The organism is Shewanella sp. 10N.261.52.F9 (genome assembly GCF_041471165.1).
In the GTDB taxonomy this organism is placed as follows: domain Bacteria; phylum Pseudomonadota; class Gammaproteobacteria; order Enterobacterales; family Shewanellaceae; genus Shewanella; species Shewanella marinintestina.
Genome location: NZ_JBFRNX010000034.1, coordinates 1 through 17,331 on the forward strand (window position 1 = coordinate 1; position 17,331 = coordinate 17,331).

Below are 17,331 nucleotides of genomic sequence, written 5' to 3' on the forward strand. Positions count from 1 at the left end.
ACCCACCACTTTTCTGCAAGTGGCTAAAGAAGTAGAAAGCAATACTAGATGGGTCGTTAGCTCAGTCGGTAGAGCAGTTGGCTTTTAACCAATTGGTCGAAGGTTCGAATCCTTCACGACCCACCACTTCTAGAACAATCGCTATATCTCCCTTGTATAAAGTCAAAAACACTTAGTTAGTGAAATACCTTAGTTAGCCTAATTGCGTTTGTTATCGAGCATGCAGTTGACGTTGCTCTATCTAGCACGTTGATTGAAAGGTTCGCCCCCTCTAAGACACACCACCTCTAGAACAATCGCTATATCTCTCCTGAATAAAGTCAAAAAAATTCGTTAGCGAAAATACATTACTCAGAACAGCCGCATTTGTTATTGAGCATGCAGTTGGCTTTGTCCTATCTAGCATATTGATCGAGGTGCGTACTTTTAATAATTGAGCGCTTCTTAATCTCTTTCATATGTTTTCTCTGTTCTTCTATTCATACTTTGTCAAAAACTGTTCTTTATTCGTTTTAGCGTCTAATTACCCAATAGATCTAAGTCTAACTAATCAACGAGTATGCTATCGAGTTTCTTTCGCTAACTTGGTTCTCTTTTTCGTGTTCACTGACTATCGTTTACCCGAAACATTATAAAGCATACAGCGGTTCATATTCTTTTATGATGCAACGTCAGCATACAGGCGTTGATTAAACCCTTGTAGGAAAGGCACTCGAATAAATGGCATTCATTATGTTAACTGTTACTGTATTAATCTTATGTTGATTAATTGATTGGTTATCGAAATCTAGTTGATGTTTTAGGTGAGCAATTCTATTTTTATGCAGTTTTTACTGCTCTCGAGCTATACACGCTGGTATTTTGAAATATATTTTCGAGAATTAATCAGGTCATATCTAAGATGACACTAGTATTACAAAATTTTGACTAACGCTTTAGTTTTTTTCTTAGGATTATTTAACCTATTGATTATATGGGTAGTATTGTTTTTTTTGCGACAAGAACAATGGTGTTTAATTTTATAAATATTATTCTATGAAAATTTATATATATGTTTGAGGGTAATGAAAAAATCGTAGTTAATTAACACATTGCTTCATTCTTTACTAATATTGTGTCGGTAAATGCGAATATGATTAATTAGTAAGTAGTGTTCTACCTTCGTCTGATAGACCTATTGCTAATGTTGTACAGATGTTAACTCGGTCATATTTTGTGTAGATAATAAAAATATCAGGGAGAAAGGGAATGAAACAAGCAAGGTTTACGTTAATAGGAGCTGCAACAATTGCAGCAATGAGTTTTGGTGTGGCAGCAGACACTGAATTTAAATTTGGTGGATATGTAAAAGCTGATGTGATGTTCAGTGATTATAGTAATGGAGCTCCAGGTTCGGGCAGTTTATCTAGACAGTTTTATGTTCCGGGCACTATTTATGGTGACGCTAGCAATGGGAAACAAGTTGTCGACTTCCAGGCAAGAGAATCACGGTTTAATTTTAAGACTTCAACTGATTTAGATGGGCATAAGCTAACTGGTTTTATTGAACTAGATTTTATGACTCATACAGATGGTAATGAGCGAGTATCTAATAGCTACTCACCTCGTATACGACAAGCATTTGTCAGTTTTGATAATTGGGCGGCAGGCCAAATGTGGACAACGTTCCAAAACCCAGGAGCACTGCCTGAAAATTTGGATTTTGTTGGTGCAGCTGATGGTACTCCCTTTGTTCGACAAACTATGGTTCGCTATACCAATGGTGGCTTTCAGTTCTCAGCAGAAAACCCTGAAACAACATTGAATACCTATAGAGATCCTTCTGGTGCACGAGTTACAAGTGGTAGCGGTATGGTGCCTGATTTTGTCGCTCGTTATAACATGAAAACTGAAAGTGGCATGGCCTTCACGTTTGCAGGTATTGCAAGGCAGCTAAATATTGAAATGAACAAAGATACGGCTACCCCTATCGATGCGACTGAGCTTGGTTACGGTGTGAGCTTTACCGGTGTTATCCCTGTAGGACAAGATGATATTAAGATGTCTGCAACCTATGGTGAAGGATTAGGTCGATATATGGCACTAAACTACGTGAACGCTGGTGTACTAAACGCTAATGGTGATATTGAAACCATAGGTTCTTATGGTGGCTATATTTCTTACCGTCATTGGTGGAACGATAAGTGGAGAACCAGTATTACTGGTTCAGGCTTTAAAGCCGATAATAATGTTGATTTGAGCGGGAATAATGTCAATAAAGACTCTTATTCTGGTTATATCAATTTACTATATTCACCAGTAAAACCGTTAACAGTAGGTATTGAATATATGTACGCTAAAAACACTAAAGAAAATGGTGTTGACGGTGAGCTTAACCGAGTGATTTTCTCTATGAAGTACGTACTTTAGTAAGGTTGATAGAATAGTAAATACAATAAAAAAGGAGGCCTAAGCCTCCTTTTTTATAATCAATAATTTTTATGCCGCTGGCATTAAGTTATTGTCGCGAACGTATTGTTCAAATTCAGTGCAGCCACCAACATGGTCTTTATCAACGAAGATTTGTGGTACGGTTTCTACTGGCTTACCAACTGTTTTTTCTAAATCGGCTTTGCTGATCCCTTCAGCGTGAATGTCTACGTATTTGAATTTAAAATCATCACGTTTTTCAGTTAGTTGCTCTGCAACTTGAACCGCGCGTACACAATAAGGGCAACCAGGTCGACCGAAAATAACAACAAACATAATAGCTTCCTCAATTTTAGCTTGAGCACTTTATATCATAGCCTTTGCAATAGTTCTAATCGATATTAGAAGTCGCGCTAATCGTATTATTGATTTTTACTCAAAGTGTGACTTTTCTGTTTGATATCGACCTTGATAATCGAAGATTGTTTCCATTAACTCCCAACCCTTTTTGCCTTTTTTTAGTAGTATTAAATCAGGCTTTCTAAATAGAACATGATCATCGGCAAGCTGTTGCGGGGTTTTATACTTTTTGTGTTTTATACCTGGAGTGCGACTATGCGGGAAAATAAACAACGCAAAAACAGCGCGAATTTGTGCTGGAGTTTGCATTTTGAAGTAACGACAAAAATCATTGCCTTCGATATCGATATAGCGCACGACTAAACGCTCAGCTTCTGGTTCAAGCAACATACTTTGGCATTTAAAAAGGTGATGATGCTTCTGCTGTAATACTTCTTTAAGGCGCTTATCTGGATCAACTAAAATTGCCTGACAGTGCTGACAGACTTTAGCGGCAATATCATTTTCTTCGCCGCAGTTAGGGCAAGCTTTAGAGCGGAATCTGAAGTCACACTGTTGCTTGCTGCCGTCAGTTTCAATCAGTGCTTGGCAGCGACGACCAAAATGCTCAATGATATCGCCATCATTATCAGTGAGCCCCCAAAATATATTGGCAAAATCGCACACGGGACAATGAACTTGTACCGGCTTGCATTTGCTATTGGGCTTTGGTTGGCCAACCTCTGGATAAAACAGATCATAACCGTTGGCTGCATAATCAATTATAAGGCATTCAGACTTGTTTTTATCGATTCTTAATCCACGACCAACCATTTGCTGAAAAAGGCTTACAGAGGCCGTAGGGCGGAGTATAGCGATAAGATCGACATGAGGTGCATCAAACCCGGTTGTAAGTACGGCAACATTGACTAAGAATTTAATTTTTTTGGCTTTAAAAGCACCAATAAGACTATCTCTATCTTCACGTGATGTCTTAGCTGTGATTAGCGCAACTTGCTCGCCTGCAAGTTTGGAAACGATTTCTTCGGCGTGCTTTACCGTAGCTGCAAAAATAATAATTCCATGGCGGTGTTCACCAAATGCAATGAGCTGTTTAACAATAGCTGTAGTTGCTCGGCCGCAATGGTTGAGAATCGAATTAACCTCTTTTTCATTGTATTCACCTGTTGGTGAGGCGGTGAGTTCACTAAAATCATATTGAGCACTTAGGCCATCAAACATTTTGGGTTGGCTTAAAAAGCCTTGTTTGATTAGAGGTCGCATTGGCAGTTCAAATATACACTTTTCAAAAACGGGTTTTTCTGTATTGCCAATTTTACCGTGATAATGATGTCGATATATCCAGCCTAAGTCGAGTCGATACGGAGTTGCAGTTAGACCAAGTAGCCTTATGTTGCCGTTTTTAGATCGTAAATGACTCAGTAATTGTTGGTATTGACTATCTTTGTCTGGGCTTACACGGTGGCATTCATCAATGATCACCAGACTATAGGGCTCGTCGAATTGTTGAGGTTGTTTGACTGCAGATTGGATACTAGCAACAACGGTTTTACCTGCTGTTGATTTTTGATTAAGTCCCGCTGAATATATTTGGGCTTTTTCTGTTAGTAAACCAACTTTCTCTGCATTTTGAGCAACGAGCTCTTTGACATGAGTCAATACTAAGACGCGGCCTTTGGCAATGCGTGCAAGCTCAGCAATGATAATGCTTTTTCCTGCACCTGTTGGCAATACGAGCACTGCGGAGTCAGTACTTTTTTTGAAATGGCTAACGGCAGCGTCGACCGATTGTTGTTGGTAATCTCTCAGTTGCACGGCAAGCAAACCTAACATAAATCAATTTTATAAACGAAATGATCCCATACTTATTGATATGATATAAGCGAAATATTAATTAATCTTTTTCTGATAATAACTGAATGAACAACAGGTATAAAAAAAGCCCCTCAGAGAGGGGCTAGGTGGTCAATTTGTCTGATAGAAAATCACTTATTCACTGCGATTGAGGCGACTCTCAATCAAGGTGTCAATCACTGCTGGATCTGCCAGTGTTGACGAGTCACCTAAGTTTGTGACTTCGTTCGCGGCAATTTTACGTAAGAAGCGACGCATAATCTTGCCTGAACGCGTCTTAGGTAAGCCGCCTGCCCATTGAATAAGATCTGGAGTGGCAAGCGCACCAATCTCTTTTCTAACCCATTGGCGTAGTTGTTGACGAAGTTCTTCAGTTTCTACGGTACCTTTTGTTAGCGTAACGTATGCGTAAATGCCTTGTCCTTTTATATCATGGGGATAACCAACAACAGCGGCTTCTGCAACTTGCTCATGAGCAACTAGAGCACTTTCTACTTCTGCTGTACCTAAACGGTGGCCTGATACGTTGATCACGTCATCAACACGGCCAGTGATCCAGTAATAGCCATCTTCATCACGTTTAGCACCGTCACCAGTAAAATACATGCCTCTAAAGGTTTTAAAATAGGTGAGTACAAATCTATCATGGTCGCCAAATACGGTACGCATTTGTCCCGGCCAAGAATCTAATATTACCAAGTTACCTTCATTAGAGCCTTCAACGATGTTGCCCATGTTATCAACCAGTGCAGGCTGAACACCAAAGAATGGGCGAGTCGCTGAACCAGGCTTGGTATCAGTTGCGCCTGGAAGCGGACTAATCAAAATACCACCAGTCTCTGTTTGCCACCAAGTATCAACGATCGGGCACTTTTCATGACCAATTACATCGTTATACCAGCGCCATGCTTCAGGGTTAATCGGTTCGCCTACAGATCCCATAATACGCAGTGAGCTACCATCAAAGCCGTCAAACTGCTCTTTACCTTCGGCCATTAATGCACGGATAAGTGTTGGAGCGGTATAAAGAATATTGACGTTATGACGATCAATCATTTCACCTAACCGTGCAGGGCTTGGGTAATTAGGAACGCCTTCATGGATAAGGACCGTTGCGCCGTTAGCAAGCGGGCCGTAAACCATGTATGAGTGACCAGTAATCCAACCTACATCGGCTGTACACCAGTAAACTTCGTTTTCTTTGTAGTCAAATACATACTCGTGAGTCATGGCGGCATAAACCATATAACCACCAGTGGTATGTAAAACACCTTTAGGGTTGCCAGTTGAACCTGAGGTATAGAGTAAAAATAATGGATCTTCTGCGCCCATCTCTTCTGCAATACAGTGCTCAGAGGCGGTTTCCATTAGTGACTCCCACCAGATATCACGACCTTCGACCCAATTGATATCGCCGCCAGTGCGTTTCATCACGATGACTTTTTCAACGCAAGTGACATCAGGATGTGAAAGTGCTTCATCAATATTGGCTTTTAACGGAATAATGCGGCCGCCACGGACACCTTCATCAGCGGTAATCACGACTTTTGAGTTTCCGTCGATAACACGCGATGCAATTGAATCCGGTGAAAAGCCACCAAATACAACTGAGTGAATCGCACCAATACGAGCACAAGCTAGCATGGCTACGGCAGCTTCTGGCACCATAGGCATATAGATTGTTACGACTTCTCCGCGACGTACGCCTTGGCTGCGTAGTGCGTTAGCAAATTTACACACTTCGGTATGAAGCTGACCATAAGTCAATGTGCGTTGATCTTTAGCGTCGTCGCCTTCCCAGATAATTGCCAGTTTGTCGGCATTGTTTTCTAAGTGTCTGTCTAAACAGTTAGCTGAAGCGTTGAGCGTGCCGTCATAAAACCACTTAATAAATAGATTGTGGTCATCGAAAGAGGTTTTCTTTACCTTAGTAAAAGGTTTAATCCAGTCGATACGGTTGCCGTGTTCTCTCCAGAAACCTTCAGGATTGACAATCGACTCCTGATACATTTTTTTATATTGTTCATCGTTTACAAGTGCGTTTTCTGCTATTTCACTTGGAACTTTGTAGAGAGACTGCATGCTCATTGGGCTTCCCTTATCTAATAATGCGTAAGCTGAGTATGAATTGGGATAGGGGACTTTCTCTATTAGACCTTGGTCTAGTAATATATTTTCCTTATTTTTTAGTTGGTTGTAATTTCAATTCGGCTGGATTTCATAACATTTTTACCGCAAAATAGTTTAAAAAAAAGAGAACCCTATGAATTTAACTGTTTTGGTTGGCACCATAGCCATCGTTTATGTATTGCTTTTATTCCTTATCGCCTGGGGTGCTGAGCGTTGGTTTAGTGGCATAACTAAACGCATGCAGACTTGGATTTACGGTTTAAGTTTGGCTGTGTATTGTTCATCATGGAGCTTTCTCGGTACCGTTGGTCAGTCAGCACAAGATCTTTGGTCCTTTTTACCGATTTTCATTGGTCCGATAGTGATATTTACGTTTGGTTTTGGCCTATTACGTAAAATGGTCATTGTTTCCAAAGCACAAAATATCACCTCAGTGGCGGACTTTATTGCTGCACGCTACGGCAAATCACAACTACTCGCAGCCATCGTTACCCTTATTGCTCTATTTGGCATCATGCCGTATATCGCATTACAGCTAAAAGCTATGGTGTTTAGCCTTAATTTATTTCAACCGGACGGTGCTTTATTTGATGGCGCTAAAGTCTCACTCATCATTACAGCCATATTAGCGGTTTTCGCAATATTATTTGGCACGCGTAAGCTCGATGCTACTGAGCACAACCCTGGGATGATGTTAGCCATTGCATTCGAATCTTTGGTTAAGTTAGGTGCTTTTTTACTCGTAGGTATTGTTATTAGCTTTGGCGTATTTGATGGCTTTGGTGATATTTGGCAACAAGCGTCAGAAGGGGATTTAATAAACAATCCTAATCTGCGTATTGAATCTTTAATGCCGGAGTTACTTGTTGGTATGGCGGCCTTTTTGTGTATGCCGAGGCAGTTCCACGTGATGATGGTGGAATGTGAAAATGAAAACACCATCTTAAAAGCGCGTTGGTTATTTCCTCTGTATTTATTACTTTTCGGTATGTTTGTTGCGCCGCTTGCTCTAGCTGGCAAATTGTTACTAGGTGATGCTGTGGCAGCTGATACTTATGTGATTAATTTGCCTTTGGCATTAGATCAGCCTTGGCTAGCCGTTGTTGCACTGTTAGGTACCTTGTCTGCTGCTACCGGTATGGTCATTGTTGCTGTTGTTACTATTAGCGTAATGGTGAGTAATGAGTGGTTAGTGCCATTAATGCTGCGAACTGGGCAAATAAAAGCGCGTAATTTCAGTCAGTTTTCACAACTTTTATTAAATGCGCGGCGCTTAGCAATCATATTAATACTCGGTTTAGGATATTTCAGTTATCTATCCTTTATGGATAATGACTCGCTGTCATCTTTAGGTATGTTATCTTTTGGCGCATTTGCCCAACTTGCACCAGCGTTAATTGGTGGTATGTATTGGAAGCATGGTAACCGCAGTGGAGTATTTCTTGGGCTGTCTGTTGGCTTTGGTAGCTGGTGTTATATCCTGCTACAGGGGGCAGTTAACTCCCCAGCTATTGTAACCACTGAATTTGGCCTATTAGATTCTATTACGCCTAATGTTCGCGACATTCTTATTGCCTTATTGGCAAACTGCGCCTGTTATATGCTGGGTTCAGTGTGGTTTCGAGCGGGTGTCGTGGAGAGAATGCAGGCCAGTGCTTTTGTTACACCTGGTGCGTTGAAAAAAGATACCAACCGTAAAACTGCACCAGTTTCTCAGCAAGATTTGTTGATATTGGCGAGTCGGTTTGTGAGCCCTACACGTGCTTATGAAAGTTTTTCAGCCTTTTCAGAAGATGCGGTTAAAAGTGATAGCTGGCATAAAGCTGCACCACCGGAGCTTATCGCTCATACCGAACATATGTTAGCTGGTGTGTTAGGTGCATCGAGTGCTTCATTAGTATTGGACTCAGTTCTTCAAGGGCGAGATTTAGCGCTGGATGAGGTGTTTAGTTTGGTTGATGAGGCATCATCAAAAATTATTCTAAGCCAAGATATGTTACGTGGTGCAATTGAACATGCTTATGAAGGTATGAGCGTTGTTGATAACGACTTGAATTTAGTCGCTTGGAACTACAGGTATGCAGAGCTTTATGATTACCCTGATCAGTTTTTGCAAGCTGGAATGCCCATTAGCGATGTGGTGCGTTTTAATGCAGAGAGGGGCTATTGCGGTGAAGGTGACATCGATTCGCAAGTAGAAAAGCGTGTTCAGCATATGCGCAACGGCACCCCCCATGTATCAGAACGGCAACGTCGAGATGGTAAGGTAATTAAAATTCAAGGAAATCCAATGCCTGATGGTGGCTTTGTAATGACCTTTACTGATATCACTCAATACCGTTTGCAAGCAAAAGCACTGCAAGAAGCGAATGAAACACTTGAAGCGAGAGTGCAAGAACGTACATATGAGTTATCTTTGCTTAATAGTCAGTTGTTAGAGGCAAAAGCGCAAGAAGAGATGGCGAATGCATCTAAAAGTCGTTTCCTGGCGGCAGTCGGCCATGATCTTATGCAGCCTCTGAATGCCGCGAGACTATTTACAGCATCGTTGTCGCAATATCCAAATCTTGACCAAGAGGGGAAAACGACACTTAACCATGTTAATAGCTCCCTTAAAATTGCTGGTGAGCTGTTAACGGACTTGCTTGATATTTCAAAGCTTGATTCGGGCATGGTTGATGTTAATCGACGCGATTTTTCTATTGCGGATTTAATCGATGGCCTAGCTGTAGAGTTTGATGCAATGTCTAAAGATTGCTTAATCAAATTTAGTTGCATTTCAAGTTCAGCCACCATCAACTCAGATCCTAGCTTATTGCGCCGAGTCCTTCAAAACTTCTTAACTAATGCCTATCGCTACGCTAAAGGTAATCGAGTGCTGCTGGGATGTCGGCGCAGAGGCGCTGAACTTGAAATTCAAGTGATAGACACTGGTTGTGGTATTGATGAAAGTGAAACTTCAGAAATTTTTAAAGAGTTTAAGCGTTTAGATAACCCAGAAAGTAAGAGTGTTAATGGATTAGGGCTAGGGTTGGCAATTGCAGATCGTATAAGCCGAGTGCTCTCACATGAGATAAGTGTGAGCTCTGAGCTGGGCAAAGGCTCAGTGTTCTCAATCAGAGTTCCTATTGGGGTTAAAGTCAGCACGCCTAAAGTCAAGAGAGCACCATCATTACTGCAACCCTTAGCAGGAGTCAAAGTACTTTGTATTGATAATGAGGAAGCTATTCTAGCGGGCTTAGAAAGTTTGCTGAGTCGTTGGCAATGTGAAGTGGTTTGTGCAAAGGATTTAGCCGATGCACGCATTAAGCTTGGGCTTAAGGGCGTCGCTCCAGATATTGTTCTCGCAGATTATCATTTAGACGATGGTCAAAATGGCGTTGATGCAATGGATGGGATCCGTAGCTTATATGGTGAACAACTACCTGGGATCCTTATTACGGCTAACACGCGAAAAGACTTAATTGATGATATGCATAAAAGGGGATATCATTATATGGCGAAAATGGTAAAGCCTGCTGCATTAAGAGCTCTTATATCGAGTTTGGTGAAAAAATCTTAACTTACCAATTTTCTGCCTAGTGAAGTCTGTACTCGCGTTAAAGTCGTTTAGTTCAGATAAACAAAAAAAGGTACGCCATTGGCGTACCTTTTTTGTTTGTTATTTAGTCTTAAAGGTTTTAATAAAGCTAGTCATGATTATTCTATTTTTACAGGGGTTAGGCCTTTGTCTCTGGATTCAACAGCCGTTTCTAAGTCAAAACCTCCTGTTTTCCAGCTTTGAGCCTCTTCAGGATTGAAAGATTGATTTTTCCAACTTTGGGCATTTTCTAAATTAAATCCAGCTTTGGACCAAGAGCTTGATTGTTTTGCATCAAAACCTGCACCATTCCACGCTTGAGCTTGCTCAGCATTGAATCCAATCTCTTTCCAGGCGGCAATATCTCTTTCAGACATACCTTTCCAGGTTGCAGGTGCCGAGGCGCAGGCACTGAGGGTTAAAACAATCATAATCAAACCGAGTTTTTTCATGTCACTTCCTTGGTTGTAAGTAGTCAGTTTTGCTTATCTTATCCACGGAAAATACTGTGGTGCTGCACGAGACAATGCACGATTGGCTGAGTTGAAATATAGAACCTACTATTGAAGATAGTCGCTGAATTTTATCTCGACAAGTTATTGCTTAGAATGAAGTAAACACAATACTCGCCGGAATAGCTTGCATCTGTGTAGCCAAATGGAATGTCGTAAGCGGTGGTGGTATTGAGGATCGATATTACAGATGTAATAGAGAGCTACTTTAACAAGATGAGCTTTTACTTTGATAAAGCAACATCCAAAGGTAAGCATAAAAAACCGCAAGCTATGCTTAGCTGCGGTTTTCAGAAGGGGCTAAATAAAGTGAATTAAATATCTACTTTATCCATTTCAAGTTGTTGTAAGGCTATCACAGCTTGAGTGCGGTTTCTCACACCAAGCTTTCTAAATATTGCAGTAGCATGGGCTTTAATCGTTGCTTCTGATACACCGAGATCATAAGCAATTTGCTTGTTTAACAGACCTTCGGCAAACATTTGCAGTACTTTGTATTGCTGAGGGGTGAGATCTGCCAGTTTACTTGCCATCTGGTTTGTCTCATCTTCATTGATCTCTTGTAGCTCAACACCTTGAGGCAACCAAACATCACCCATTAAGACTGCTTCTAGCGCTTCAGCTAAAGTTTCCATTGAAGATGATTTTGGAATAAAGCCTGAACTACCATAATGAATGGCGCGGCTTATGGTTAGACTGTCTTCGTGGGCAGAGATCACCACCACGGGTAAATCTTGAAAATGTGTTCTTAAATGGATCAAAGTTGAATAACCATGAGAGCCAGGCATTTGAAGGTCTAACAACACTGCATCGTATTCAATGTCATTATTTTCGATTAAGGCTTGTAGCGCATCAGCGCTATCAGCTTCAAACCATTGAGTATTAGTAAACTCAGACGAGAGTGCTTGTCTAAGCGCGTTCCGAAATAACGGGTGGTCATCTGCAATTATTATATTTAAATTTTCAGGCTTCATGGCTTTATAGGGTTGTTTTGGTTGCACGTGAAGATAGTTCAATGTAGCAGAAAAATGACTACGGGTTCTATGGCTTTAAGCCGGAAAAGTTATTATTTGTTAAAATAATTACCGAAGTTAGACTTTAGTCGATATTGCTGATTGTAATTGATTTAGTGAAATTTTTGAGGTTGATTGGCTAAGTAAGGGGAAAGAGATCACCAAGGAATATAGAGTTACCCCTTGGTTGATAGCTTGATGTAGACGATAGTTGGTACTCATTATGAAAAGGAGAACAGTTTATCGAGAAAGGCAAATTAACGATGAGGCGGCCAAACTGCAGTCGGCTTTCTTTGCTCATCAACAGCTACAAATGTAAACACGCCACGAATAGCATGGTCTCGAAGATCTTGGTACATATCTTCGACGAAAATATTCACTTCAACTTTGATTGAAGTATTACCTACATGAATAACTCTGGCAATAATTTCGGCTAAAGAACCCGCTGGAATAGGTTTATTAAAGTCGATTCTATCTGAACTTACCGTTACCAATGTTTTACGGCAAAAACGCGTTGCAGCAATAAAAGCGGTTTCATCCATCCAAGCTAAGGCTTCACCGCCAAAAAGGGTGTTGTGGTGGTTAGTAATTGACGGGAACACAGCTTTAATTACACGAGCTTCAGATTGTTCAACTCTAAGGGCGACATCGTCAGGAAATTGCTGGGGAGTTTGAGTTAGTGGCATACGGCAACCTATGGTTATGCTTTGAAGAGGCGGATTATAGCCGTTTTTGTAATTTTATAACAGGTTGCCATTCTTGAGCTTAGGTTGTGGAGCTAAATCGTTATAATGTTAAAGCATAAAAAAAACGCACCACCCGTGAGTTGATGCGCTTTTATTGAGTACTGGTTAAAGCTTAATTTTGTATTAACAATTCCATGCGTGCTCGTGATGCTTTAGCTAGCTCTTTCAGTAATACGACCGAATCTTCCCAATGAATACAAGCATCGGTAATACTCTTGCCGTAAATAAGCTCTTCGCCTGCAACAACTTTTTGATTGCCTTCTTCAATGAAGCTTTCAGCCATAATGCCTGCAATAGCGGTTGAGCCTTGAGCCATCTGTTGCATAATAGATTCTGCGACATTTAGTTGCTCTTTATGCATCTTGCGGCTATTACCATGGCTAAAATCAACAACCATACGTTGGGTTACCCCAACACTGTCAAGTTGTTCTGCTGCTGCTGCAATATCTTCAGCATGGTAGTTTGGCTCTTTACCACCACGTAAAATAATGTGACCAAATGGGTTACCGTGAGTACGGTAAACTGCCATAGCGCCATCTTTATCTGGCGAATAGAAAATATGCGGTGCTTGTGCTGCACGAACGGCGTCTACGGCAATATCGATACTGCCATTGGTACCATTTTTAAATCCAACTGGGCATGAGAGCGCAGATGCCATTTCGCGGTGAATTTGACTTTCAGTGGTACGAGCACCAATTGCGCCCCAAGTGATCAAGTCTGCAATATACTGTCCGTTCACCATATCTAAAAACTCAGTGGCAATCGGCAGCTTTAGTTCGGTGATCTGCTGTAATAGATGACGTGCTTTACGTAAGCCTTTATTAGGACTAAAGCTGCCATCAAGATCAGGATCTGAGATAAGCCCTTTCCAGCCGACAGTTGTGCGTGGCTTTTCAAAATAGACACGCATCAAGATACATAAGTCATCTTTATATTGCTGGTGTAGTTCTGCTAAGCGTTTAGCATAATCAAGAGCGGCTTCAGTGTCATGAATTGAGCAAGGGCCAATAATGACTAAAAGGCGTTGGTCTTCACCACTAATAATGGCTTCAACTTCACGGCGTTGCTGGACTAGATAGTCTGCTGCATCTTGTGTTAAAGGGTATTCTGCAGCGAGTTGTGCAGGTGAGATCACCTTACATAAAAGGGAGGTGCGGAGTTCGTCTGTTTTAATGGTCATTAACAATACCGAGCGTTCGTATGGGCTTTCGCCTGATTACCTCGGATTATAACTAATAGTTTGGCTATGCACAGTGGCAATTGCCTTAAAAATGGGCCTAAATTGCATCATATCAATATTTATTTGATATAAATTAAAGGCTTTTACGTTAAAAAGCCTTTAATTTCCGAGTAAATAGATTAGATAAAGGTTAGAACATATGGCGTTCTAGCCCTGTAGCCTCAATAATCTTAGTTGCAATCTCTTCTACCGAGTGATTGGTGGTATTTACAAATGGAATACGCTCACGCTTATACATCATTTCAACTTCTTTGACTTCTAAGCGACATTGACGCAAAGAAGAGTATCGGCTATTTGACATACGGCTTTGGCGTATTTCATGTAACCTTTCAGGATCAATAGTCAACCCAAACAGTTTGCCTTTATTGCGTTTTAACGCATCAGGTAGCTTAAGGTTATCCATGTCGTCTTCAGTAAACGGATAATTCGCTGCCTTTATACCAAACTGCATTGAGAGGTACAGACTCGATGGGGTTTTACCACAGCGAGATACGCCTAATAAAATCAGGTCTGCTTTATCCATGTGTTTCATGGTTTGACCGTCATCATTTTCCATTGCGTAATTAATGGCATCAATGCGTGCTTCGTAACTATCATTGGTTTTACCATGAGTGCGATGTAGTGCTGGAGTAGCAGCAATACCTAATTGTTTTTCTAATGGCGCCACAAAAGTATTCAAAAAGTCATAATCTAAGCCTTCACTGCTATAGATAACATCTCGGATCTCCGGTTTAACGATGGAATGGAAAACCAGTGGCCTTTCACCTGTTGTAATAAAACAATCATTTATTTGTGCTTTAACAGCTTCTGCTTTTGCTTCTGTTTCTACGAACGGAATCGTAAGTGCATCAAACTCAAGCGGAAACTGAGAAAGAACCGCATGACCAAACACCTCAGCTGTGATCGCTGTCCCATCTGAGATATAGAATACTTTACGTAACATTTTGACCTCTTGTAGTAATAAAATTACAAATAAAATTATACATTTACGCTTGTTGTCATGGAGTGTAAGATGCCTCTGCTCTCGTGTGAAGAGCCACACTAAAATATACTTGCGGAGATAAAAACTGTGCAGCAATACGTACTCTGGTATCAAGAATTAGGCATGGGCGATGTTAACAAGGTAGGCGGTAAAAACGCTTCTCTTGGTGAGATGATTAGCAACCTATCAAACGCAGGCGTTCAAGTGCCTGGTGGATTTGCGACAACATCTTTTGCGTTCAATGAATTTCTTGAACAAAGTGGACTTAACCAGAAGATATACGAAATTCTAGAAACCCTAGATGTAGATGACGTGAATGCACTCGCTACAGCCGGTGCACAGATTAGACAGTGGGTTATCGATACCCCATTCCACCCAGAATTTGAACAAGCAGTTCGTGAGGCTTACGAAAAGCTGAGTTCAGAAACAAGTGATGCTTCGTTTGCAGTGCGTTCTTCTGCAACTGCAGAAGACATGCCAGACGCATCATTTGCTGGTCAACAAGAAACATTCCTAAACGTTAAGGGTTATGAAGCCGTATTAGAAGCAACTAAGCATGTATTTGCTTCTTTGTTTAATGACCGCGCTATTTCATACCGTGTTCACCAAGGTTACGACCATAAAGGCGTCGCACTTTCTGCCGGTATTCAGCGCATGGTGCGTTCAGATACAGCAGCTTCAGGTGTTATGTTCACTATGGATACTGAATCTGGCAACAATGATGTGGTATTTATTACCTCTTCATTCGGCCTAGGTGAAATGGTTGTTCAAGGTGCAGTTAACCCTGACGAATTTTATGTGCACAAGCCAAGTTTGGTTGCTGGACATAAAGCGGTAGTACGCCGCAACATCGGTAGCAAGCTTATCCAAATGGTGTATTCAGATGATGAATCTCATGGGAAGCAAGTTAAGATTGAAGATATCGCAGCAGATAAGCGCCGTGAATTTTCAATTAACGATGCAGAAGTACAAGAACTTGCTAAGCAAGCCATGACTATCGAGAAGCATTACGGTCGTCCTATGGACATCGAATGGGCTAAAGACGGTAACGACGGTAAGTTGTATATCGTACAGGCTCGTCCTGAAACTGTTCGTTCTCGCGAAGATGTGCAGCTAATTGAACGTTACCACCTTAAAACTCAAGGTGATGTAATTTGTGAAGGCCGCGCAATTGGTCATAAGATTGGTAAAGGCGTCGCTAAAGTGCTTAAGTCTATCGACGATATGGACCAAATCCAACCTGGTGATGTACTGGTTACTGACATGACTGACCCAGATTGGGAGCCAATCATGAAGCGTGCAAGCGCGATTGTAACTAACCGTGGTGGCCGTACTTGTCATGCTGCGATTATTGCGCGTGAACTAGGTGTCCCAGCGGTAGTGGGTTGCGGCGATGTAACTGAACGTATCCAAAGCGGTCAAGAAATTACAGTGTCTTGTGCTGAAGGTGATACCGGTTTTATCTACAGTGGTTTACAAGATTTCGAAGTTGTTTCATCACGTGTTGACGCGATGCCTGAACTGCCAATGAAGATCACTATGAACGTGGGTAACCCAGATAGAGCATTTGATTTTGCTCGTCTTCCTAACGAAGGTGTGGGTCTTGCGCGTCTTGAATTCATCATTAACCGCATGATTGGTATTCACCCTAAAGCTTTGCTTGAATTCAACGATCAAACTGCTGAACTACAACAAGAGATCCACGAGATGATCGCGGGTTACGAGTCACCTGTAGAGTACTACGTGGCACGCCTTGTTGAAGGTATTGCAACTATCGGTTCTGCATTCCATCCAAAGAAAGTGATTGTTCGTATGTCTGACTTTAAGTCAAACGAATACGCTAACTTGGTAGGTGGTGACCGTTATGAGCCTGAAGAAGAAAACCCAATGTTGGGCTTCCGTGGCGCTAGCCGTTATATCTCTGAATCATTCCGCGACTGTTTCGCTTTAGAGTGTGAAGCGATTAAGCGTGTTCGTAATGATATGGGTCTGAAGAACGTTGAAATCATGATCCCATTTGTACGTACTCTTGATGAAGCGGCGCAAGTGATTGAGCTACTAAAAGAGCAAGGTCTTGAGCGTGGTAAAGATGGCTTGCGCGTTATCATGATGTGTGAGCTGCCTTCAAACGCGTTACTTGCAGAGCAGTTCCTAGAGTATTTTGATGGTTTCTCTATCGGTTCTAACGATTTAACTCAGCTGACTTTAGGTCTTGACCGAGATTCTGGCATTATTAGTCATCTGTTCGATGAACGTAATGAAGCAGTTAAAGCGCTATTGTCTCTTGCTATTAAAGCGGCTAAAGCAAAAGGTGCTTATGTGGGTATTTGTGGCCAAGGCCCATCAGATCACCCAGACTTTGCAGCATGGTTAGTAGAGCAAGGTATTGATACCGTATCGCTAAACCCTGATACCGTTATCGACACTTGGTTATACCTAGCTGAAGCGCACGCATAACAGTATATGTGACTGTTAAAATCTGCGTGATTTAACATTTCATTAAAA

Annotated in this window: 11 protein-coding genes and 1 tRNA gene; 4 read left to right on the forward strand and 8 right to left on the reverse strand. The window is 41.4% G+C overall.

Annotated features, from left to right (window positions below; genetic code table 11):
- Nucleotides 1-50 precede the first annotated feature (50 nt).
- Nucleotides 51-126 (forward strand) — tRNA-Lys (locus AB4298_RS19735).
- 1,122 nt (nucleotides 127-1,248) lie between these two features.
- Nucleotides 1,249-2,409 (forward strand): DcaP family trimeric outer membrane transporter, encoded by a 1,161-nt coding sequence (locus AB4298_RS19740; RefSeq protein WP_248997490.1) that lies wholly within the window; start codon nucleotides 1,249-1,251, stop codon nucleotides 2,407-2,409.
- Nucleotides 2,410-2,478: 69 nt separating this feature from the next.
- On the opposite strand, the gene AB4298_RS19745 is transcribed toward AB4298_RS19740, so the two are convergent.
- From AB4298_RS19745 to acs, 3 genes are all read right to left on the reverse strand, one after another.
- Nucleotides 2,479-2,745, reverse strand: coding sequence for a GrxA family glutaredoxin (locus AB4298_RS19745; protein ID WP_220780227.1), 267 nt, complete (start codon nucleotides 2,743-2,745; stop codon nucleotides 2,479-2,481).
- Between the two features lie 96 nt (nucleotides 2,746-2,841).
- Nucleotides 2,842-4,584, reverse strand: a complete 1,743-nt coding sequence (radD, locus tag AB4298_RS19750; protein WP_527251189.1) for a DNA repair helicase RadD — start codon at nucleotides 4,582-4,584, stop codon at nucleotides 2,842-2,844.
- Between the two features lie 174 nt (nucleotides 4,585-4,758).
- Nucleotides 4,759-6,711, reverse strand: a complete 1,953-nt coding sequence (gene acs / locus AB4298_RS19755; protein WP_371988076.1) for an acetate--CoA ligase — start codon at nucleotides 6,709-6,711, stop codon at nucleotides 4,759-4,761.
- Nucleotides 6,712-6,886: 175 nt separating this feature from the next.
- Here acs and AB4298_RS19760 point away from each other — a divergent pair, with 175 nt between their 5' ends.
- Nucleotides 6,887-10,315, forward strand: a complete 3,429-nt coding sequence (locus tag AB4298_RS19760) for a PAS domain-containing hybrid sensor histidine kinase/response regulator (protein ID WP_371988077.1) — start codon at nucleotides 6,887-6,889, stop codon at nucleotides 10,313-10,315.
- A 137-nt stretch (nucleotides 10,316-10,452) separates the two neighbouring features.
- Here AB4298_RS19760 and AB4298_RS19765 read toward each other — a convergent pair whose 3' ends face one another.
- The 5 genes from AB4298_RS19765 to ppsR form a co-directional block, all read right to left on the reverse strand.
- The gene (locus AB4298_RS19765) at nucleotides 10,453-10,785 is read right to left on the reverse strand and encodes a hypothetical protein (RefSeq protein WP_248997486.1); all 333 of its coding nucleotides are present in this window, start codon (nucleotides 10,783-10,785) and stop codon (nucleotides 10,453-10,455) included.
- A gap of 374 nt (nucleotides 10,786-11,159) precedes the next feature.
- The gene (locus AB4298_RS19770) at nucleotides 11,160-11,819 is read right to left on the reverse strand and encodes a response regulator transcription factor (RefSeq protein WP_248997504.1); all 660 of its coding nucleotides are present in this window, start codon (nucleotides 11,817-11,819) and stop codon (nucleotides 11,160-11,162) included.
- Nucleotides 11,820-12,115: 296 nt separating this feature from the next.
- Nucleotides 12,116-12,544, reverse strand: coding sequence for an acyl-CoA thioesterase (locus AB4298_RS19775; protein WP_371988078.1), 429 nt, complete (start codon nucleotides 12,542-12,544; stop codon nucleotides 12,116-12,118).
- A gap of 172 nt (nucleotides 12,545-12,716) precedes the next feature.
- Entirely contained in the window at nucleotides 12,717-13,784 is a 1,068-nt protein-coding gene (locus tag AB4298_RS19780; RefSeq protein WP_371988079.1) for a 3-deoxy-7-phosphoheptulonate synthase, read from the reverse strand.
- A gap of 190 nt (nucleotides 13,785-13,974) precedes the next feature.
- Nucleotides 13,975-14,787, reverse strand: a complete 813-nt coding sequence (gene ppsR / locus AB4298_RS19785) for a phosphoenolpyruvate synthetase regulatory kinase/phosphorylase PpsR (protein WP_248997483.1) — start codon at nucleotides 14,785-14,787, stop codon at nucleotides 13,975-13,977.
- Nucleotides 14,788-14,913: 126 nt separating this feature from the next.
- Here ppsR and ppsA point away from each other — a divergent pair, with 126 nt between their 5' ends.
- Entirely contained in the window at nucleotides 14,914-17,283 is a 2,370-nt protein-coding gene (ppsA, locus tag AB4298_RS19790) for a phosphoenolpyruvate synthase (RefSeq protein WP_248997482.1), read from the forward strand.
- Nucleotides 17,284-17,331 lie beyond the last annotated feature (48 nt).